This window comes from Streptomyces sp. NBC_00203, assembly GCF_045206325.1.
Lineage (GTDB): Bacteria > Actinomycetota > Actinomycetes > Streptomycetales > Streptomycetaceae > Streptomyces > Streptomyces lutosisoli.
The window spans coordinates 5,178,839-5,198,852 of record NZ_CP108126.1 but is presented as its reverse complement, the minus strand read 5'-3'; the positions used below and the strand labels follow the sequence as shown (position 1 = coordinate 5,198,852).

The window sequence follows — 20,014 nt, the reverse complement described above, 5'->3', positions numbered from 1 at the left end:
CGCATGGCAGCGAAAGTCAGGGACCCCGAGGCCACCAAGGCCCGGATCTTCGAGGCGGCGGTCGGCGAATTCGCCCGGTACGGCATCGCGGGCGCCCGCATCGACCGCATCGCGGCCGAGGCCAAGGCGAACAAGCAGCTGATCTACGCCTACTTCGGCAACAAGGCGGAGCTGTTCGCGCACGTCCTGGAGAAGCGGATGCTCGACCTCGCCATAGCGCTCCCCGTCGACGGCGACGACATCGAGGGCTGGATGGACCGGGTGATGGACTACCACGCCGCCCATCCCGAACTGCTACGGCTCTTCTTCTGGGAGGGCATCGAGTACGCCACGGCCGAACTCCCCGACGAGGCCGAGCGCCAGGAGCACTACGCCCGCAAGACCGCCGCCATCGCCGACGCGCAGGCCCGCGGTGTCATCAGCGACGAGATCCCGCCCAACGACCTGCTGTTCATGCTGCTCGCGCTCGCGGGCTGGTCCACGGCCGTGCCGCAGATGCGGCGCATCCTGGTCGGCGGAGAAGACACGGACAGCGAGCGGGTACGGGCCTCGGTCCGGGCGGCGGCACGACGGCTCACCGCCCGGTAAGCCCCTGGGACGGGCCTGGCCGGCCGGGCCCGGGGTCGTCCGGACCCGGTTGACCAGGCCTGGTCGACCGGGCCTAGTTGGTGCCGATGCGTGCCAACAGGTCGACGATCCGGTCCTGCACCTCGACGCTGGTCGAGCGCTCGGCGAGGAACAGCACCGTCTCCCCCGCGGCCAGGCGCGGCAGTTCGGTCCGGTCGACGGCGGCCGTGTAGACGACGAGCGGCGTGCGGTTCAACTGCCCGTTCGCGCGCAGCCAGTCCACGATTCCGGCGTGCCGGCGCCGTACCTGCATCAGATCCATCACGACCAGGTTCGGCCGCATCTGCGAGGCCAGCGTGACGGCGTCCGCGTCGGTCGACGCCCGCGCGACCTGCATCCCGCGCCGCTCCAGCGTCGCGGTCAGCGCCAGCGCGATCTCCGCGTGCTCCTCGATGAGCAGCACGCGCGGCGGGTGCTGCTCGGAGTCCCGGGGCGCCAGGGCCTTCAGGAGTACGGCGGGATCGGCGCCGTACGCCGCCTCGCGCGTCGCCTGTCCGAGCCCGGCCGTCACGAGGACGGGGACCTCGGCCGCGACGGCCGCCTGGCGCAGCGACTGGAGCGCCGTGCGCGTGATCGGCCCGGTCAGCGGGTCGACGAAGAGCGCGGCCGGGAAGGCGGCGATCTGCGCGTCGACCTCCTCGCGCGAGTGCACGATGACGGGCCGGTAGCCGCGGTCGCTCAGCGCCTGCTGGGTGGTGACGTCGGGCGCCGGCCACACGAGCAGCCGCCGCGGGTTGTCCAGCGGCTCCGGGGGCAGCTCGTCGTCCAGGGGCTGCGGCTGCGGCTGGTCGGCGACCTCGACCGCGCCGCCGGGACCGTCGAGCGGCTCGGGGCCCTCGGCGGCGTTCTCGTCCGGTGCTCCTATGGCGTACGACCGTCCGGCGCCTTCGGTGGCTCCGGGCAGCCGGGCCCCGGGCGCCGCGGCGGTCTGGCCGGCCTGCGGGTGCGGACGGGCGTCCGTCTCCGGGCGCTCGGCGGCGGGCTCGGGAGGCGTACCGAGCTTGCGGCGGCGGCCCCCACCGTTCGTCTGGTGCGGGGGAGGCGTGGCGGACTGGGGCTGAACCTGGGCGCCGGGCTGGCGGGCGAACGGGACGCCCTGGCCGAGCGTACGCACGCTTATGGCACGGCCCTGCGTCGAGTTGGGGTCGACCGGTGCGGCGGCCTCGGCGGGCAGCGGCTGAGCGACGCGCGGCTTCGCCGGGAGCTCAGGGGGGAGCGGGGTGCCCGGGGCGGGGGTGGGCTGAGCCGCGGCGGGAGCGCTCGGCGCGGGCTGCGCCGGGGCCACCGGCTGTGCGGGGGCCGGAGTGCCCGCGCCGGAAGTGTCGTTGGTGTTGGTGGTGTTGGCGTTCGGCCACGGCTGCGGAGGCAGGGCTTGGGCAGGGGCCGGGGTGGCCTGGGCGGCGGCAGGGGGCTGCGGTGCCTGCGCGGGAACACTCTGTGCCGGAACCGCCTGCGCTGGAACACCCTGCGCGGGTGTCCCTGCTGTCCCCGTTGTGCCCGTTGTCCCCGCCGTATCCGGCTGACCTGGGGCCAGGCGGGCGCGCCGCCGTCCCGTCGGGTTGGAGACGGGGTGCGGCTGCGGCGGGGTGTGATCGTCGGCCGGGTCGTGCAGCATCGTGTCATGACGGCCGTCGTCGGCCTGCTGGAGCTGAGCCCGGGCCTGGGCCTGGACTTGGGCCTGCGCCTGAGCCTGGGCCTGGACGTACTCGGGTGACTGGTCCGCCTCCGCGGGCGGCAGCGCGAACACCGTACGGGCGCCCGTCTCCTGCGCGGCGGCACGCTCGGCCGCGGCGGCCAGCGCACGCCGACGCCGCCCGGTCGGCTGCCCCGCGTCCGCGGAGCCACCGGCGTCCTGCATCCCCTGCGCCTCCGGGGCGACGGGCGCACTGGGTGCTGCGGGCAACGCCGCCGGCAGCGCGTGCTGTTCGCCGTCCCGCAGCGCACGCCGCCCGGCGGGCACCGGCACCCCCTGCGGAGGCACCGTCCCGCCAAGCCCCGTGCCCACGGCCGCGGTCCCGGCCGCGTGCTCGCCCGCCATGACGACCGCGCCCTCGGAGACACCGCCGGTGCCGTCACCGGTCGCTTCGCCGGTCATGTCACCCGTCGTACCGTCGCCCGCGTCCTCGGCCGGACTCGGCCGTCCGCGCCGCCGTCCGGTACCGCCGGAGTCACCGCCGTCACCCGGGCCTTCGACCGCGGACCCCTGCGCGGGAACCGTCACCTCGCCGGGGTTCTGCTCATCGGCCGTACGCCGCCGACGCCGCCCCGTGGGAGCGGCTCCGCCGGTCTCGGTGGCCGCGGGCTCGGACTCCCCCGCCACCTCGCTCTCCAGGAAGGCGTCCACGGAGGACCGCCGGGCCCGCCGCCTGCCGCCGCTCTGGTGCGAGGCCTGCTCGGGAAGGGCGACCTCGGAACCGGGAGCGTCCGCGGCCGCGGTGGCCGGAACCGTCCCGGCGCCCCCGCCGATCGGCACCTCCAGCACGAACGCGCTGCCGCTCATGCCCGGCACCTCGTGCGTCTGCAGCACACCGCCGTGCGCGCGCACGATCCCGCGCACGATCGGCTCGTGCACCGGGTCTCCCCCGGCGTACGGCCCGCGCACCTCGATACGGACGCCCTCACCGCGCTGCGCGGCGGCCACGACGACCGTGTTGTCCATGTAACCGCCCGCCGACACGGGCGCGTTGCCGGTCGCGTCGACCCCTGCCACATCGGCGATGAGATGCGCGAGGGCGTTCGCGAGCCGCTTCGGGTCGACCTCGGCCTCGATGGGCGGCGCGTGCACGGCGAACTGGACGCGCCCGGGCCCGATGAGTTCGACGGCCCCGTCGACACCGGCGGCGACGACCGCGTCGAGCATCACCTTCGTACGGGTGATCTCCTCCGCGCCCGAATCCAGCCGCTGATAGCCGAGGACGTTGTCGACGAGCGTGGTGATCCGCGAGTAGCCGGCCGCGAGGTGGTGGAGCACCTGGTTGGCCTCGGGCCACAGCTGTCCGGCGTCGTCGGCGGCGAGCTTGGAGAGTTCGCCGCGCAGCTGGTCGAGCGGTCCGCGCAGGGACTGGCTGAGCACGGCGAGCAGCTGCTCGTGCCGCGCGGTCAGCGCCTCGTAGCGGTCCTTCTCGCGCTCGCCGAGCGCCGCGTACCGCTCGTCGCCGGCGGCGAGTTCCTCCTCGTGCTGCTCGCTCACCTCGGCCAGCTCGGCCGCGTGCGCCTCGCGCAGCGCCTTGAGCTCCTCGGCATGCTCGTCGGCGATCCGGGCGAGCTCGTCGGCGTGCCGGGTGGCCTCGGCGTCCTTCTCCTCGGCCAGGGTGTCGTACGGCCGCCGGTCGGTGAAGGTCATGACGGCGCCGACGAGCTGGTCCCCGTCCCGCACCGGCGCGGTCGTCAGGTCGACCGGCACCTTGTCCCCGGACTTCGACCACAGCACCTGCCCGCGCACCCGGTGCTTGCGCCCGGAGCGCAGGGTGTCGGCGAGCGGCGACTCCTCGAACGCGAACTCGTCGCCGTCCGCGCGCGAGTGAAGGATGAGGGAGTGCAGGTCCTGGCCGCCGAGATCGCTGGCCCGGTATCCGAGTATCTGAGCGGCCGCCGGATTGACCAGAACAACCCGCCCCTCGGTGTCCGTCCCGACGACACCCTCGGCCGCCGCGCGCAGGATCATCTCGGTCTGGCGTTGCGAACGCGCGAGTTCGGCCTCGGTGTCGACGGTGCCCGACAGATCGCGTACGACGAGCATGAGCAGCTCGTCAGGGGTGGGGCCGTAGCTGTCGTAGGCCTGCTGGCCGTTCTCGAGATTCGCACTGGTGACCTCGACCGGGAACTCGGTCCCGTCGGTCCGCCGCGCGATCATCCGGGTCGGCTTGGTCCGCCCGCTCTGGTCGATGGTCTCGGGCCGCCGCATGGAACCCGGGATCAGCCGGGAGTCGAACTGCGGCAGCAGATCGAGCAGTCCCCGGCCCACCAGAGCCGTGCCCGGGGCCTCGAAGGCCTCCAGGGCGATGGTGTTGGCGTTGACGACGGTCCCATTGGCGTTGACCAGCACCAACGCATCGGGCAGCGCGTCCAGTATGGCTGCGAGGCGAGCAGCGCCTCGGGATGGCCTGCTGCTCACGAGACGCTTCCTCCCTGTTACCGCACCTTGCCGACCGCGGATGCCATCTTGCCAACCGGCCCGCAGCGTGTCACGCGAGGGAGTCTACGGGCAGAGGTTGCGCTCGCGACGCCGGATGAGAGGGAGGTCGCACGCGGAAGTGACGCGGAAAGGACGCAGAAGAGACGTAGAACCTGTGACCACGCACTTTGTCCCGCATCACGATGAGGAAGCCGTGACTCCACTCTGTCCTCCTCCCGTCTTCCCTCTCTGTCCTGCCCCGTCTCACTCTGTGCTCGCTATGCGCGGGTGCCCGGCAGCAGCGGCACCAGCGCGTCCCACCGCGAGATCTCGCACCCGTTCGTTCGGTCGAACCGCGCGTCCACGGGGCGCCCCGCCCAGGTCCCCGTGACATGCGCGGTGGCCGGACCGCCGTACAGCATCGTGCACATGGTGCCCGGCGCCACCGGACCGAACGGGTCCTTGCCCCAGGTGGTCTTCCCGTCCAGCTGCTGACAGGCCCCGTCCACATCCGGGTGACTGCCGCCACCGGGATGACACCGCCGTTCGTACGTCCCGTCCGCACCGTTTCCCATGCCGCGGACGGTCACGGTCAGCCGGTCCCCGGAGTCCTCGTCGCGGGCCGGCGGGGGCATCAGGGCGGAGATGGGGGTGCGGGGCATAGGGGTGCCGGACATGGGCGCGCCAGACATGGGCGCGCCGGACGCGGCGGGCACGGCGGACAGCGCGGCGGTGGCGGACGCGGCGACGGTGAGAACGAGATGGCGCAACATGCCCTGACTAACGCCACGCGCACCGCGCGGTTGCGCGACGATCCGGCCACTGGCCACCACCAGCCTCCCGCCTCCCGCCGAATCCGGGCTTTGCTCTGCGGCCCGCCTGCCTAGTACCGTAGGGGGCGATTGGTGACACCGCGCTCGACTGTGTCATCATCTGCACGCACCACTCGCGCTCGCGCGGGCGGTTGTGCGGGAGGCGTCGCCTAGTCCGGTCTATGGCGCCGCACTGCTAATGCGGTTTGGGCCTTCAAGCCCATCGAGGGTTCAAATCCCTCCGCCTCCGCGCCAAGATCCGAAGCCCCGGTCCATCTGGACCGGGGCTTCGGCGTTACTCGGCACTGGAGTGCGTTTGCCCAGCTCACAAGGGGTGCGGCAAACGGATTTCACATGGCGGCGGCAGTCATGTAATGTTCTTCCTGTCGCCGCGAGCGGGCCGAAAGCCCAGGGAACGGGACAGCAGGACAAAAACAAAACAAGCACTCGTAGCTTAACGGATAGAGCATCTGACTACGGATCAGAAGGTTGCAGGTTCGAATCCTGCCGAGTGCACAACAAGCCAGAGGCCCTGAGGAGCAATCCTCAGGGCCTCTGGCTTTTGTCTTGACGGCAGCCGGCCTGTCTTGAGGCGTTGGCCGGGCAGCTGCTCTTGTTACTCACTTTCGGTGGGCGTCGCACGCGTTGGTGGGGTGGCGTGGCAAGGGTGGCGAATGTCCGGGGTCAACGGGCGCACGGGCCGCCGTCGTGCCGAGGCGTCAAACTGGTGCATATGGTTCATAAATGGGTGATACACGGGAGAGTCACAGTAATGTGCGTGATTCGTAACGTAGTTCACGCCTCATCCGCATTACCGGCACATCGGGACCACGGTGTGGACGTGCGGCCGACCGGTCGCCACCAGCACACCGCACACCCCGTCGGCCGACTGGCCGCAGGCGGGGTTGTGCGTGCACCGAGCAGGGAGAACCTGTGCCTGTTTCCAAGATCGTAACCGCCCGCAGTCTGGCCGCCGCCGCGCTCGCAGCCGGCGCCCTGGTCGGGGCGGTGACGCTGCCGGCTTCCGCTGCCGTCCACAGCCAGCACTGGTCGAACGTGGAGATCAGTGACGTCCAGTACGACGTCCCGGGCCGCAACCACGACACGAACCGCTCCCTGAACAAGGAGTGGGTGGAGATCACCAACAACAGCCGCCACGGCGTGAACCTGGACGGGTGGACGCTGGCCGACGAGGACGGCCACACCTACACCTTCCACTACTACCGCCTGGCCGGACGGGCCACCGTCCGCGTCCACACCGGCGAGGGCCGTGACAGTCGTAGCGACCTGTTCCAGGACCGTCGCCACGAGTTCCTGGACGACCACTCCGACACGGCCACCCTGCGCAACGACCACGGCCGCTTCGTCGACGACTTCTCCTGGGGCGACCGTGACCGCGACCGCGGTGACCGCGACCACCGGGGCGGCTACCACGGTGACCGCGACCGCGACTACCGCGGTGGCGACCGTGACCGCGACCACGACTACCGCGGTGGCGACCGTGACCGCGACCACCGGGGCGGCTACCACGGTGACCGCGACCACCGCGGCTACCGCCGCTGATTCCCCCCGGCCCGCCTGACCGTCCGAAGCGAGAACGAGCCTCCATGAGGATCGCTTCCGCCCACCCGGACGACGTCGTCAAGCTGCTGGCCTTCCGTGCGGAGGTCGGCAGCTTGGCTTTCGGGGCTTGGTACCGATCAGTGGCAGCGGCCCTGCCTTGCGGGGGCCGGCACGGGTGCTCAGCACCTCGAAGGAGCGGTTCAGGTTGCAGCGACCGGCGCCACCATCAATCGCAGGCTTGATTCGCCCTCGTCACCAGATCCACATCCCTCCGACGACGCCATCAGGGCCGAGGAAGTGGGCCGCCTCAGGGCCCACCCGAGAGTCATCGTCCAGAGGGATGGCGAATCGGTGCTCGCCGAAGTCCAGGGCGAGGATCCGGTCCGGATCCAGTTCATAGCCGTCGACCGTTTTGCCGATGTAGCCGTGCATGAGGTCCAGCGATCCCGGTTCAGGGAAGCGCCACTCGCGGTCGTCGTACAGGCCGAATGGATCACTCAAGGCCCGCAGGACCGGTCCGTCAAAATGCAGCTCGACGTAATCACGTACGAAGTGCACGGCACTCACCTCCGCACCCATCAGCAGCTGGAGCGGGTTATCCGGGTCAACGGTTTCCACGAGATCATGCTGGCATGAGCCCCGAGGACCGATGGCAGGGGGCCGTCGGGGCGGCCGGCAGGGCGACGATCGTGGTCGGCCGTCGGCCGTCGGCGGTCGCGGAGTTTCGGCTCCGCCCCACGACAGCCCTTGCGCAGGTGCGTGTTCAGTTCTTGCGGATACGGCGGGCCTTGGCCAGGAGGTTCCCGGGCAGCCCCGGCCCCGCGCACGCATAGTCGATCAGCAGGTCCCGGTAGGCGGTGTTCGCGAGCTCCGGCGCCGTGGCGATCAGGGCCCGCAGGTCGTCGGAGGAGCCGGACAGGCGCGTGCGATACGCGGCACCGGCGGCGCGCAGGGAGACTTCCTGCGGTTCGTGTTGCAGACCCTGTTCGACGAGGGCCACAGCTGCGGCGAAGTCGCCCTGCTCGGCACGCACGTCGGCCAGGTCCAGGTAGAGGGACCAGTTGGCGGGGTCCAGGGTCAGGGCGTCTTCGAAGGCCTCCGCAGCCTGGTCGAGGTCGCCCATCGCCCGCCAGGTGTTCGCGCGCGCGACCGCGGTCCACATGACCCGGTCGACGGTATCGGCGCGGTCGCAGAGGGCGAAAGAGAGCTCGTAGCGTCCGCAGGCCCGGGGCAGTCGGGCCATGGCAGCGAGCGATTCCGGCACCGGACTCCGTTCGGACACCACGTCGATGGTGTGAAACCAGGGCGCGAACCGTTCACGCATCTCGTCGGTGTCCAGGTCGTGGCCGTAGTCCAACGTCCGCAGACACGCCTCCGCCAGTGCCTCGGCACTCACCGCGTCGAGGAAACGCGCATCGCCGAACCATGGGGCAGCGCCCCACGGAACGTCCGGCCGTGCGCCCGTGACCGAACCGAGGGTCATCACCGCGTCATCCATGTCCCCCTTGAGGAACAGGAAGTACGCCTGCGCCAGCACAGCGCTCAAGGAGCCGTTCCCTTCGAGACCCGCCTCCAGCTCCGAGCGCCGGTCCCGCCACAGGTCGGCGAGGGCCGCATAGGCTTCCGGGGCCGCCGGCGCGGAGGCTATCGCCCCCACCAGGAACTCCACGGCGCCGACCGGACTTCCGCCGCAGTGCGCCATCACACGAGCGAGACTGACGCCGGCCGCCACTGACTGATTCGACATCGCCAGAGAATATCCATGGCCAAACTGCCGAGTGCACATAGGTGAGAGGCCCCGGATGAGATCCGGGCCTCTTTGAGTTCGGGGGCGGACAGCAGCGGCTGGGCGAGAAGGGGGTGAGTGAGCGTGACGACATCGGTGGAGTCGACTACGAAGACCCCTTTGAGCGGGGGAAGATGGACTGGGCGTTCTTCCGCTGGGTCCTTCTCGCCGGATTTCTGCTGATGGTGATCGCCTTTGGGATCTTCACGTGGGCGTTCGCCCATCGGAACCCCTACTAGGCCGGCCTCTGTGTGCGGAGCTCTTCCCGGTACTCGCTCATCAGCTTGCCCGTGCGGGTGAACCAGTCGTGCAGGACGGCGACTTCGGCAGGGGTGTACTCGGCGAAGAGTTCGGTCAGGCGGGCGTAGTAGGGCTCGTAGAGGGCCAGGACGCGGGTGACGGCGGCCGGTTGCGCGGCGATACGGACGCGGCGGCGGTCCGTGGGGTCGGGGCGGCGGGTGACGTAGCCGGCGCGTTCGAGGCGGTTGAGGATGCCCGTGACGGCACCGGTCGTCACATGCGCGCGCTCCGCGAGGTCGCCGGCCGTGAGCAGGGTGTCGCCGGCCTCCAGGACGAACCCGAAGCACGTGAGGTCGCTGACGTTCAGGTTCAGCCGCTGGGCCATCTCCTGCTGGCCGAACATGCTCGCCGCGATGAGGTGGTCCATGGCGGAGAGCGCCTGTGCCGGTGTCGCGGGTGGGCGCGGGTGGGGCCGCGAGCGCGGTGTGCCGCCCTGCTGCATCGATATTCCCTTAGTACGTGAGAGGTTTCGGTGCTGAATTTCTTAGGTAGTGAGGGGTTGTGAGTCTAGTCGTTGTCTTACGAGGGGGCTGGAGATGAGCCAGTGGGACGAGGGGCACACCATTGCGGGGTGGACCGGGTTCGGGATCGCCACGGTAGGAGTGGCGGGAATCGGTGTCGGTGTCTGCACCGGGAACGCCCTGGGGGTGTGGGGCGGGCTGGCTGTCGTGGCGATCGGCGCCGCGGTCACCTGGGCGCTGCACCTCTCCGGCTGGGGCAAGCCGCCGGGGCGCCGGCCCGCCTCGCAGTGGGGGTTGCGGGTCAAGGACCTCACGGCGCGGGACGGGCATCCCGGGTGCGTCGGGTGCCGGCTGGCGGGGCGGGGGCGGCCTGCGGAGATTCCGGTACGGGTGGCTGGGGAGTCGGGCAGGGGTGAGCCGGTGGGCGAGTCTGTCGGCTGAGGTCTTCGTCGTCGTTCTTCCCCGCCGTTCTTCCTCGTCAGGGGCAGAATCGATACCTCCGTCACCTATCGGGTGAACATCCTTGCTATCGCCCCGAGTTGACCTTCCGTGTGCCTAATTTCCGGAGCGGAGGTGATGCTCGATGTACGAGCAGAACACGCCGCCGGACGAGTCGGCGGTGCAGCGGCAGGACGCGATCGACATCAATGACTTCGTGTTCGCGGCTACGGGGGCGCGGGTGCGGAGGCTTACGTTGCCGGATGGGACGCACTGGTTTCCGGCGATGGATGTGGCCCTGAACCTCGGCTACGCCAACACCCGTGACGCAGTGCAGAGCGCGGTCTCGCAACAGCATGTAACAACGTTCGGCGATATTGCGCGCTGCGTCGGTCAGAGCGACGCAACGCGCAATATCGCAGGTCACGGGTTTCGCTCAACCATGAAGATGGTGAGCCTGCAGGGTCTCATCCAGCTCGTCAACGGGTGCTCGAAGCCGGAGGCGGAACCCTTCAAGAACTGGGTCTCCGAGGTCATCGAGACCGTCCATCGCGATGGCTCCTACTCCCTCGAACCGGCGCCCGTGCAGCCCGCCCCCAGCGGCGGCACCGCATACGTCATGCCCCAGCAGGTCGCCGACGCCATCGTGCGGCTCGAAGAGCGGAACGTACGGGCCGACGAGATGCTGCTCGCCTTCCAGGAGGAGCGCGGCGAGCTGTTGCGGGAGATCAGCCGCAGTCAGCAGGAGATCAGCCTCAGCCAAACCGTGATCGCCAGCGCGTTGCAACAGATCGCCGACGCTCTGGCTCACCCTGCCGCCCGTCCCCGGCCCGCTCCCGCACCGAAGCTGACGCCCCAGGAGCTCCTCGCCGCCTGGCGGGAGAAGAACCTCGTCGTCACGGACGACATCCACGCGGTGGCGGCCTACCTGGCTCCGGCGCTGCTGCGGGGCGGTGCTCGTTACCGCCTGGAGGAGATTGCCGGCCGAACGGGGCTGGCGCAGTCGCGTGTCTATGACTGCGTACGGATGCTGCTCAAGCGGGGCTGCATGCGGCAGCAGGGCTGCACGCCGGAGGGGGCGCCGGTGTACGTGCTGCCGTAGTGCCGTAGGAGCACCATGAGAGAAGCCCGAAGTCGCAAAACGAAGTTGCGACTTCGGGCTTCGCCGTACGGTACCGGACTGCTTGGCTTGGTGCGGCGATGTTGCACGAACCGTCTATGGAGTAGACGGTTCGTGCAACATCGCTGGTCAGGCCCGCTGTCAGTGCCGCCCCCTATTGTCATTGGTGTGCGGCAGGCATGGAGATGTTCGGGGTTGCGGTGGGCGTCGGACGGGCCCGTGCTCGTGTGGGGCGGGGGGCGCCGGAGCCCGCTGGCCTGGGGGAAGCAGGTGGCGTTCGGCGTGGTGGACGGGGGTGTGCGGACGTGTGTAGGGGCGCGGGGGCACGACTGCCCTGTGCGGGCCGCCGTGTCGGGGCGGAGTACCGGGGCGCGGTGCGAAGAGTGTGCGCGGCTGGACCGGGCGCACTCCGTGGCCGCCGACACGATCGCCGATGACCCGCGGCCGTACCACGTGTATCTCGCGTGGTTCGGGCCCGGCATGGTGAAGGTGGGGATCACCCGGGTCGAGCGGGGGTCCGTGCGGCTGCTGGAGCAGGGGGCCGTCACCTTCAGCTGGCTGGGGGAGGGGCCCTTGATGGCAGCGCGGCGGGCGGAGGAGTTGCTGCGGGCCGCGCTCAAGGTGCCGGATCGGATTCCGTACGCCGGCAAGCGGGCCGTGCGGGCGGCGCTGCCGGGGCCCGGCGAGCGGGTGGCCGAGATTGAGGAGTTGCACGCGCGCGTGGGGCGGCTCGATGCCTGGCCCGAGTCGCTCCGGCGCGCGCCGTTCGAGCCCGTCGACCACACCGACGTGTTCGGGCTGGCAGGGATACCCGCCGTGGCGGGTGTCGTGAGCGAGTTGGCCGCGGGCGGTGTGGTCAGTGGTGAGCTGTGTGCTGCCGCCGGGCCCGATCTGCACCTCGCGACCGGGAGGGGTGTTGTCGTTCTTGATACGCGGCTGATGACCGGGTGGGAGCTGACCGGTGTCGGCGGTGAGGCCGGACTGACCGTTCCTGTAAGGGAGATGAGGGAGATGGGGGAGCGCAGTGTGCAGGACGGGCTCTTCTAGCAGGTGGGACGGTCTCTTTGCGGCGTGCCGGAAAAGGTCTCTTCCGGCAGGGCGGAATGGTCAAGACTTCGATCCCTTTTGGATCCCGTTCGGAAAGGTGCTGGACGTGCCCGGGCACCCGAGCCGAGAGTGGCGGACATGAGCGATCACTTCATTGCACCTGTCGCTGCCGCACCTGTCGCCGAACCCGTCGCGGCCCATGAACCCCCGTACTACGCCGTCGTGTTCACCTCCGTGCGGACGGAGGGCGACAACGGATACGACGAGACCGCCGAGCGCATGGGCGAGCTGGTCAAGGAGATTCCCGGGTTCCTCGGGGAGGACGCGGCCCGTATGCCCGGTGGGCTCGGGATCACCATCGCCTACTTCCGGGACGAGGCCTCTATCGACGAGTGGCGCCACCACATGGAGCACCAGGCGGCGAAGAAGTACGGGCGCGCCCACTGGTACGAGCGCTACACCCTCCACATCGCCAAGGTCGAGCACAGTCACGGATTCGAGCGTGCCCGTGGCTGAGAAAGTGGAGAAGGTGGAGAAGGCGGAGAAGGCTGGGAAGGCTGAGGCGGCGGAGGTCCGGGGGTTCTGGGAGCGGCTTGGGCTTCCCGGGCTTGTCGACGTGCACACGCACTTCATGCCCGAGCGGGTGCTGCGCAAGGTGTGGGACTACTTCGACGGGCTCGGGCCGCTGACGGGCGGCGTCGAGTGGCCGATCACCTATCGCGGGGACGAGGACGAACGGCTCGCGGTGATCAGGGAGTTCGGGGTGCGGGCCTTCACCGCCATGCTCTACCCGCACAAGGCCGGCATGGCCCAGTGGCTCAACTCGTGGGCCGTCGACTTCGCCCGGCGGACCCCCGACTGCCTGCACACGGCGACCCTCTTTCCCGAGCCGGGCGTCGAGGCGTATGTGCGTGCGGCGGTGGACGAGGGGGCGCGGGTCTTCAAGGCGCATGTGCAGGTGGGGGCGTACGACCCGGGGGATCCGCTCCTCGATCCGGTGTGGGGGCTGCTCGCCGAAGCCGGGGTCCCCGTCGTGATGCACTGCGGGTCCGGGCCCTCGCCCGGCAAGCACACCGGGCCCGGTCCGGTCGCCGCCGTACTCGCCCGGCATCCCCGGCTGCGGCTCGTCGTCGCACATATGGGGATGCCGGAGTACGAGGACTTCCTCGACCTCGCCGAGAGGTACGGGGAGGTGCGGCTCGACACGACGATGGCGTTCACGGACTTCAGCGAGCGGTTCGCCCCGCTCCCCCGGCGCGCTCTTCCCCGGCTCGCGGATCTTGGCGACCGGGTCCTCCTCGGCACCGACTTCCCGAACATCCCGTATCCGTACGCGCACCAGCTGCACGCCCTGGAGCGGCTCGGGTTGGGGGACGACTGGCTCCGGGCGGTCTGCTTCGAGAACGGCGCACGCCTCTTCAAGATCAACCACTGAACCGCTCAGCCCCGGACACTTGATGATCTTCCAAGGAGTTGCCTGAGAGGCACCTGTGTGTTTCTCAGGGAAATCACAGGTTCCCGAAAGCGTGCTCTCAGAGGACCCGGTCAAGGTGTCCGCTATGACCACGACCTCGCCCCAGGGGCGCACCGAACTGCTGAGGCCGGACGGGAGCCCCGTCCGAGTGCTTGTGGTGGACGACGAGCTGTCGATCACCGAACTGCTCTCCATGGCCCTCCGCTATGAAGGCTGGCAGATCCGCAGCGCGGGTGACGGACAGGGTGCGGTGCAGACCGCGCGCGAGTTCCGCCCCGACGCTGTCGTCCTCGACATGATGCTGCCCGACATGGACGGGCTGACCGTCCTGGGCCGGCTGCGTCGCGAGCTGCCCGAAGTACCGGTGCTGTTCCTGACCGCCAAGGACGCCGTCGAGGACCGCATCGCGGGCCTGACCGCCGGCGGCGACGACTACGTCACCAAGCCGTTCAGCCTCGAAGAGGTCGTGGCCCGACTGCGTGGGCTCATCCGCCGTTCCGGTGCCGCCGACCGGCGTTCCGACTCCGTGCTCGTCGTCGGGGACCTCACCCTCGACGAGGACAGCCACGAGGTGTCGCGGGCCGGCGAGAACATCCACCTCACCGCGACCGAGTTCGAGCTGCTGCGCTTCCTGATGCGCAATCCGCGCCGGGTGCTCAGCAAGGCACAGATACTCGACCGCGTGTGGTCCTACGACTTCGGTGGCCAGGCCAACGTGGTCGAGCTCTACATCTCTTATCTGCGCCGCAAGATCGACGCCGGGCGCGAGCCGATGATCCACACCCGGCGTGGGGCCGGTTATCTGATCAAGCCCGCCGCCTCATGAGCGGGCGACGACGGCCGCGTACGCAGAAGAGGCGAGCACGACAGCCGCGCACGCTGCGGACGCGGCTCGTCGTCTCGGCGGTCACGCTGATCGCCGTGGTCTGCGCAGTGATCGGTACGGTCACGACCATCGCGCTGCAGAACCACCTGGACGAGCAGTTGAACATCCAGGTGCACGAGGCCGCCATGCGCGCGACCGGAGGCCCGAACAACAAGCCCGGGGGTACCAGCCAGTCGGGCTCCAGCCCGCTCCCCGGGAAGATCGGCGACCCCAGCTCGACGATCGACACCTTCGACTTCATTACGAAGGGCCCGAGCCCGGAGAAGTCCATCGCCGCCGTCGTGGAGAACGGCGGGATCACCAAGGCGGTCTACTCCAAGGAGAAGACGGACGACAGCGGCGGCTTCGGCGGCATGGACAGCAAGAACCTCAACGCGGCCCAGAAGGCCGTGCTCGGTTCCGTGTCCAAGACCGGTATCCACACCGTGGACATTCCCGGCCTCGGCGAGTACCGCGTCCTGTACCAGGAAGGCGGCAAGGGCAACTTCTACGTCGCCCTCCCCACCGCGTCCGTCACCAACACCATCAACACCCTCGTCATCGTCGAGGTGAGCGTCACCGCCGCCGGTCTGATCGCGGCCGGCATCGCGGGCAGCGTCCTCGTCGGTGTCGCCCTGCGCCCGCTGCGCAAGGTCGCCGCCACCGCCACCCGCGTCTCCGAACTCCCCCTGCACAGTGGGGAAGTCACCCTTTACGAGCGGGTTCCCGAGTCCGAGGCCGATCCGCACACCGAGGTCGGCCAGGTCGGCGCGGCCCTCAACCGCATGCTCGACCACATCCACGGCGCCCTGCACGCACGCCAGCAGAGCGAGATGCGCGTACGGCAGTTCGTCGCCGACGCCAGTCATGAGCTGCGTACGCCGCTGGCCTCCATCCGCGGGTACGCCGAGCTCACCAGGCGCGGCAGGGAAGAGACCGGGCCCGACACCCGGCACGCCCTCGGGCGGATCGAGTCCGAGGCCGGGCGCATGACGGGGCTCGTGGAGGACCTGCTGCTGCTCGCGCGGCTCGACGCGGGCCGCCCGCTCCAGTACGAGCAGACCGACCTCGTACCCCTGGTCATCGATGCCGTCAGCGACGCGCGCGCGGCCGGGCGGGACCACAACTGGCGGCTGGAGCTGCCGGAGGAGCCCGCGCTGGTGTCGGCGGACGCCGCACGGCTCCAGCAGGTGCTGGTCAATCTGTTCGCGAACGCACGCACGCACACACCACCGGGTACGACCGTCACCGCGCGCGTCCACCGGCACGGGCCGTGGCTGTGCGTGGACGTCCAGGACGACGGGCAGGGTATCCCCGCGGATCTGCTCCCCCGTGTCTTCGAACGGTTCGCGCGCGGTGATTCCTCGCGCTCCCGGGCCTCCGGATCGACCGGTCTGGGGCTCGCCATCGTGCAGGCCGTCGCGTCCGCGCACGGCGGTGCCGTGACTGTCGACAGCATCCCGGGCAGGACCGTGTTTACCGTGCATTTGCCTGCGCTTGTCCCGGAAACAAATTGGCAATCGCACTCACAGGCACAGCACAGCGCCACCACATGGGTGCAACAGGGCGTCTGACGAGAGTCGTTGGCATGCGAACCGACTCTTCTCCCGGCAATCTGCCGGCGCGGGAGCACCTCCCGGCCGGAGACGCCGGTACGCCTGTCCTGGACGTAGTGATCCCCGTCTACAACGAGGAGAAGGACCTCCAGCCATGTGTGCTCAGACTGCACGAGCACCTCAAGCGCACGTTCCCGTACGCGTTCCGCATCACCGTTGCGGACAACGCGTCCACGGACACCACCCCTCAGGTGGCCGCGCGGCTGGAGTCGGAGATCCCGGAGGTCAGATCCTTCCGGCTGGAGCAGAAGGGCCGCGGCCGGGCGCTGCGGACGGTGTGGTCCGCCTCGGACGCGCCGATCCTCGCGTACATGGACGTGGACCTGTCCACCGACCTCAACGCGCTGCTGCCGCTGGTGGCGCCGCTGATCTCCGGTCACTCGGACCTCGCGATCGGCTCGCGGCTGTCCCGCTCCTCGCGTGTCGTGCGCGGCGCCAAGCGGGAGTTCATCAGCCGCACGTACAACCTGATCCTGCGCGGCTCGCTGCAGGCCCGCTTCTCGGACGCGCAGTGCGGCTTCAAGGCGATCCGCCGTGATGTCGCCCAGGTGCTGCTGCCGCTGGTCGAGGACACCGGCTGGTTCTTCGACACCGAGATGCTGGTGCTCGCCGAGCGCGCCGGACTGCGCATCCACGAGGTGCCGGTCGACTGGGTCGACGACCCGAACTCGACGGTGCACATCGTGAAGACCGCGACGGACGACCTCAAGGGGGTGTGGCGGGTGGGACGTGCTCTCGCCACCGGTTCGCTGGCGCTCGACCGGCTCGCCCGGCCCTTCGGGGACGACCCGCGCGACCGCGACCTGACCGACGTACCCAAGGGCCTGGCCCGGCAGCTGGTCGGCTTCTGTGTGGTGGGCGCGCTGTCCACCCTCTTCTACCTGCTGCTCTACAGCGGCTTCCGCTCGTTCTCGGGCTCGCAGGTCGCCAACGCACTCGCCCTGCTCGTGTCGGCGGTCGCCAACACGGCGGCCAACCGGCGGCTGACCTTCGGCGTACGCGGCCGGGGCGGCGCCGTCCGGCACCAGGCACAGGGCCTGGTCGTCTTCGGTATCGGTCTCGCCCTCACCAGCGGCTCGCTCGCCGCGCTGAACGCGGCGACGACCAGCCCCTCGCACTCCACCGAGCTGGCGGTCCTCATCGCCGCCAACCTCGCGGCGACGGTGCTGCGGTTCCTGCTCTTCCGGGCCTGGGTCTTCCCCGACCGGCGCGACGACACGCCGTCGTCGTCCCAGGTGGTGACCTCGCACAACCCGGCCTCGCCGACCTACTCGACGGCGCAGCACCACTCGGCCGCCCAGCACGCTCAGGCAGCGCACCCGCCGCTGCCCCAGCGCCCGACGGCGCCGCAGTCTTCGTACGACACGTATGACACAGCCCAGTTCCGCGCCGGTGAAGCCGCGGACCGCACCTGGGGGGACTCGACCATGCAGTTGCAGGCGGTGCGCCCGCACGATCACGATCACGATCCGAGGAACGCGCGATGACCACTCAGCCCGATACGGATACGAGCCTTCAGGGGGGCGCGAGCCCCTCCGGGGGAGCCAGTCCCTCGTGGGGGCCTCCCACGTCGACGGCTCTGCAGGAGCCGGTCGTGCCCGCCGCCGTGGCCCCGGTCCCGGCGCCCGGCTCCGGTGAGCCCAAGCAGCCCCTCCCGCGCCGCTTCTGGCGCGGCCGGCCCGAGGACCCGCGCTGGGTGCGCCCCGCCTTCCTCGGCCTGCTGCTCGCCACCGCGGTGCTGTACCTGTACAACCTGAGCGCCTCCGGGTACGCCAACTCGTTCTACTCGGCGGCCGTGCAGGCCGGCAGTCAGAGCTGGAAGGCGATGTTCTTCGGCTCGCTCGACTCGGCCAACGCCATCACCGTCGACAAGCCCCCGGCCTCGCTGTGGCCGATGGCCCTGTCGGTGCGGATCTTCGGCCTCAGCTCGTGGGCGATCCTCGTCCCCGAGGTGCTCATGGGCGTGGCCACGGTCGGTGTCCTGTACGCGGCCGTCCGGCGCCGCTTCAGCCCCGCGGCCGGTCTGATCGCGGGCGCGGTGCTCGCGCTCACCCCCGTCGCCGCGCTGATGTTCCGGTTCAACAACCCGGACGCGATGCTCGCGCTGCTGATGACCGTCACGGTCTACTGCGTGATCCGCGGCCTGGAGGACGGCCGTTCGAAGTGGCTGGTCTGGGCGGGTGTCGCGGTCGGCTTCGCCTTCCTCGCGAAGACCCTCCAGGCCTTCCTGATCCTTCCGCCGCTCGCCGTGCTGTACGCGGTCTGCGCGCCGGTGAAGCTGAAGAAGCGGTTCGCGCAGCTGGGCCTCTCGGCCGTCGCGATGGTCGTCTCCGGCGGCTGGTGGGTCGCGATCGTGGAGCTGTGGCCCGCGTCCTCCCGCCCGTACATCGGCGGCTCGCAGAACAACTCCTTCCTTGAGCTGACCTTCGGCTACAACGGCCTCGGCCGCATCAACGGCGACGAGACCGGCAGCGTCGGCGGCGGTGGCGGCGCCGGTGGCACCGGCCAGTGGGGCGAGACCGGCTGGAACCGGATGTTCAACTCCGAGATCGGCAGCCAGATCGCGTGGCTGCTGCCGGCCGCGCTGATCCTGCTCGTGGCGGGCCTCGTGCTCACGCGCAAGGCCAAGCGGACCGACCTGGCCCGCGGTTCGTTCCTCGCCTGGGGCGGCGCGCTGCTGATGACCATGGTCGTCTTCAGCTACATGGCCGGCATCTTCCACCAGTACTACACGGTGGCGCTGGCCCCCTACATCGCCGCCGTCGTCGGCATGGGCGCGACGGTCCTGTGGGAGGAGCGGAGCAAGATCTGGGCGTCGCTCACCCTCGCGGGCGCGGTCACCGCCACCGCGGCCTGGGGTTACGTCCTGCTCAACCGCACCTCCGACTACCTGCCCTGGCTGAAGTGGCTCGTCCTCATCGGCGGTCTGGTCGGCGCGCTCGGCCTGATCTTCGCCGCCAGGCTGGGGCGTCAACTGGCGCTCGCTGCGGTCGGGCTGAGCTTCGTGGCCTCGGTCGCGGGCCCGACGGCGTACACCCTCTCCACCGTGAACACCGGGCACACCGGGTCCATCGTCACGGCCGGTCCGTCCGGGGCGAGCATGATGGGCGGCGGGGGCGGTCCTGGTGGCGGTGGCGGCCGTGGTGGGTTCGGCGGCGGTATGCCGGGCCAGAACGGCACCACTCAGAACGGCAACGGCAACACCCAGCAGGGTGGCGGCATGGGGCAGCCTCCGACCGGCGGCACCGGTGGTACCGGTGGCACGGGCGGCTTCCCCGGTCAGAACCAGCAGGGCAACGGCACCACCCAGAACGGCCAGCAGGGCGGCCCCGGCGGCCAGACCGGCGAGGGCGGCATGGGCGGTGGCGGCGGCGTCGGCGGTCTGCTCAACGGCGCGACCGTCACCTCCGAGGCCAAGGCGCTCCTGTCGAAGAATGCGGACGACTACACCTGGGCGGCCGCGGCCATCGGTTCCCAGAACTCCGCGAGTTACCAGCTCGCCACCGGCAAGCCCGTGATGGCGATCGGCGGCTTCAACGGCACGGACCCGTCTCCGACGCTGGCCCAGTTCAAGAAGTACGTGGCGGACGGCAAGATCCACTACTTCATCTCCAGCGGTTCGGGCGGCGGCATGGGCGGCAGCAGCAGCGGTACGTCGTCGCAGATCAGCTCGTGGGTGACGGCCAACTTCAAGAAGGTGACCGTGGGTTCGGCCACGTTCTACGACCTGACGCAGGCGGCGAGCAGCAGCTCCAGCAGCTGACGGTTCCTTTCAGAGGGTGATGGCCCGG

The 20,014-nt window shown here is 70.2% G+C and carries 17 protein-coding genes and 2 tRNA genes; 14 read left to right on the top strand and 5 right to left on the bottom strand.

Translation table 11 applies throughout. The features are described from left to right. The first annotated feature begins 3 nt into the window (after positions 1–3). The gene (locus OG975_RS23340; protein WP_406331289.1) at positions 4–588 is read left to right on the top strand and encodes a TetR family transcriptional regulator; all 585 of its coding nucleotides are present in this window, start codon (positions 4–6) and stop codon (positions 586–588) included. A 73-nt stretch (positions 589–661) separates the two neighbouring features. Here the strand turns inward: OG975_RS23340 and OG975_RS23335 are convergent, their stop codons facing one another. Together OG975_RS23335 and OG975_RS23330 are read right to left on the bottom strand one after the other, a co-directional pair. Then, positions 662–4,741, bottom strand: a complete 4,080-nt coding sequence (locus OG975_RS23335) for a PAS domain-containing protein (protein WP_406331288.1) — start codon at positions 4,739–4,741, stop codon at positions 662–664. A 278-nt stretch (positions 4,742–5,019) separates the two neighbouring features. Further along, the gene (locus OG975_RS23330; RefSeq protein WP_406331287.1) at positions 5,020–5,514 is read right to left on the bottom strand and encodes an SSI family serine proteinase inhibitor; all 495 of its coding nucleotides are present in this window, start codon (positions 5,512–5,514) and stop codon (positions 5,020–5,022) included. A gap of 198 nt (positions 5,515–5,712) precedes the next feature. Between OG975_RS23330 and OG975_RS23325 the strand changes: the two genes are divergently transcribed. The 3 genes from OG975_RS23325 (at position 5,713) to OG975_RS23315 (ending at position 7,116) form a co-directional block, all read left to right on the top strand. Beyond that, positions 5,713–5,803 (top strand) — tRNA-Ser (locus OG975_RS23325). A gap of 193 nt (positions 5,804–5,996) precedes the next feature. Continuing rightward, positions 5,997–6,069, top strand: a tRNA-Arg gene (locus tag OG975_RS23320). Positions 6,070–6,486: 417 nt separating this feature from the next. After that, positions 6,487–7,116, top strand: coding sequence for a lamin tail domain-containing protein (locus OG975_RS23315; protein WP_406331285.1), 630 nt, complete (start codon positions 6,487–6,489; stop codon positions 7,114–7,116). Positions 7,117–7,368: 252 nt separating this feature from the next. Here the strand turns inward: OG975_RS23315 and OG975_RS23310 are convergent, their stop codons facing one another. Then, a complete protein-coding gene (locus OG975_RS23310; protein WP_406331283.1) occupies positions 7,369–7,734 on the bottom strand; it encodes a hypothetical protein in 366 nt (121 codons plus the stop codon). A 145-nt stretch (positions 7,735–7,879) separates the two neighbouring features. Continuing rightward, the gene (locus OG975_RS23305; protein ID WP_406331282.1) at positions 7,880–8,863 is read right to left on the bottom strand and encodes a tetratricopeptide repeat protein; all 984 of its coding nucleotides are present in this window, start codon (positions 8,861–8,863) and stop codon (positions 7,880–7,882) included. A gap of 113 nt (positions 8,864–8,976) precedes the next feature. Between OG975_RS23305 and OG975_RS23300 the strand changes: the two genes are divergently transcribed. After that, a complete protein-coding gene (locus OG975_RS23300) occupies positions 8,977–9,141 on the top strand; it encodes a hypothetical protein (RefSeq protein ID WP_406331281.1) in 165 nt (54 codons plus the stop codon). Here OG975_RS23300 and OG975_RS23295 read toward each other — a convergent pair. After that, on the bottom strand, positions 9,138–9,644 hold the full coding sequence (locus OG975_RS23295) for a MarR family winged helix-turn-helix transcriptional regulator (protein ID WP_406331280.1): 507 nt from the start codon (positions 9,642–9,644) through the stop codon (positions 9,138–9,140). The genes OG975_RS23300 and OG975_RS23295 overlap by 4 nt on opposite strands. Before the next feature lie 94 nt (positions 9,645–9,738). Here OG975_RS23295 and OG975_RS23290 point away from each other — a divergent pair, with 94 nt between their 5' ends. The 9 genes from OG975_RS23290 to OG975_RS23250 all read left to right on the top strand — a co-directional run bounded on the left by OG975_RS23290 (position 9,739) and on the right by OG975_RS23250 (position 19,986). Then, a complete protein-coding gene (locus OG975_RS23290) occupies positions 9,739–10,104 on the top strand; it encodes an HGxxPAAW family protein (RefSeq protein ID WP_406331279.1) in 366 nt (121 codons plus the stop codon). 142 nt (positions 10,105–10,246) lie between these two features. Next, complete coding sequence (locus OG975_RS23285) at positions 10,247–11,203, top strand: Bro-N domain-containing protein (RefSeq protein WP_406331277.1); 957 nt, start codon at positions 10,247–10,249, stop codon at positions 11,201–11,203. 186 nt (positions 11,204–11,389) lie between these two features. Then, positions 11,390–12,268, top strand: coding sequence for a DUF2797 domain-containing protein (locus OG975_RS23280; protein WP_406331276.1), 879 nt, complete (start codon positions 11,390–11,392; stop codon positions 12,266–12,268). A 138-nt stretch (positions 12,269–12,406) separates the two neighbouring features. Further along, on the top strand, positions 12,407–12,784 hold the full coding sequence (locus tag OG975_RS23275) for an antibiotic biosynthesis monooxygenase family protein (protein ID WP_406331275.1): 378 nt from the start codon (positions 12,407–12,409) through the stop codon (positions 12,782–12,784). Further along, on the top strand, positions 12,777–13,703 hold the full coding sequence (locus OG975_RS23270) for an amidohydrolase family protein (RefSeq protein ID WP_406331273.1): 927 nt from the start codon (positions 12,777–12,779) through the stop codon (positions 13,701–13,703). The genes OG975_RS23275 and OG975_RS23270 overlap by 8 nt, the downstream gene beginning before the upstream one ends. Positions 13,704–13,827: 124 nt before the next feature. Next, complete coding sequence (locus tag OG975_RS23265; RefSeq protein WP_327429970.1) at positions 13,828–14,568, top strand: response regulator transcription factor; 741 nt, start codon at positions 13,828–13,830, stop codon at positions 14,566–14,568. Beyond that, entirely contained in the window at positions 14,565–16,181 is a 1,617-nt protein-coding gene (locus tag OG975_RS23260; RefSeq protein ID WP_406331272.1) for an ATP-binding protein, read from the top strand. The genes OG975_RS23265 and OG975_RS23260 overlap by 4 nt, the downstream gene beginning before the upstream one ends. 14 nt (positions 16,182–16,195) lie before the next feature. Next, the gene (locus OG975_RS23255) at positions 16,196–17,710 is read left to right on the top strand and encodes a glycosyltransferase (RefSeq protein ID WP_406331271.1); all 1,515 of its coding nucleotides are present in this window, start codon (positions 16,196–16,198) and stop codon (positions 17,708–17,710) included. After that, on the top strand, positions 17,707–19,986 hold the full coding sequence (locus tag OG975_RS23250; RefSeq protein ID WP_406331270.1) for an ArnT family glycosyltransferase: 2,280 nt from the start codon (positions 17,707–17,709) through the stop codon (positions 19,984–19,986). Before OG975_RS23255 ends, OG975_RS23250 begins: the two co-directional genes overlap by 4 nt. The last annotated feature ends 28 nt before the right edge of the window (positions 19,987–20,014 follow it).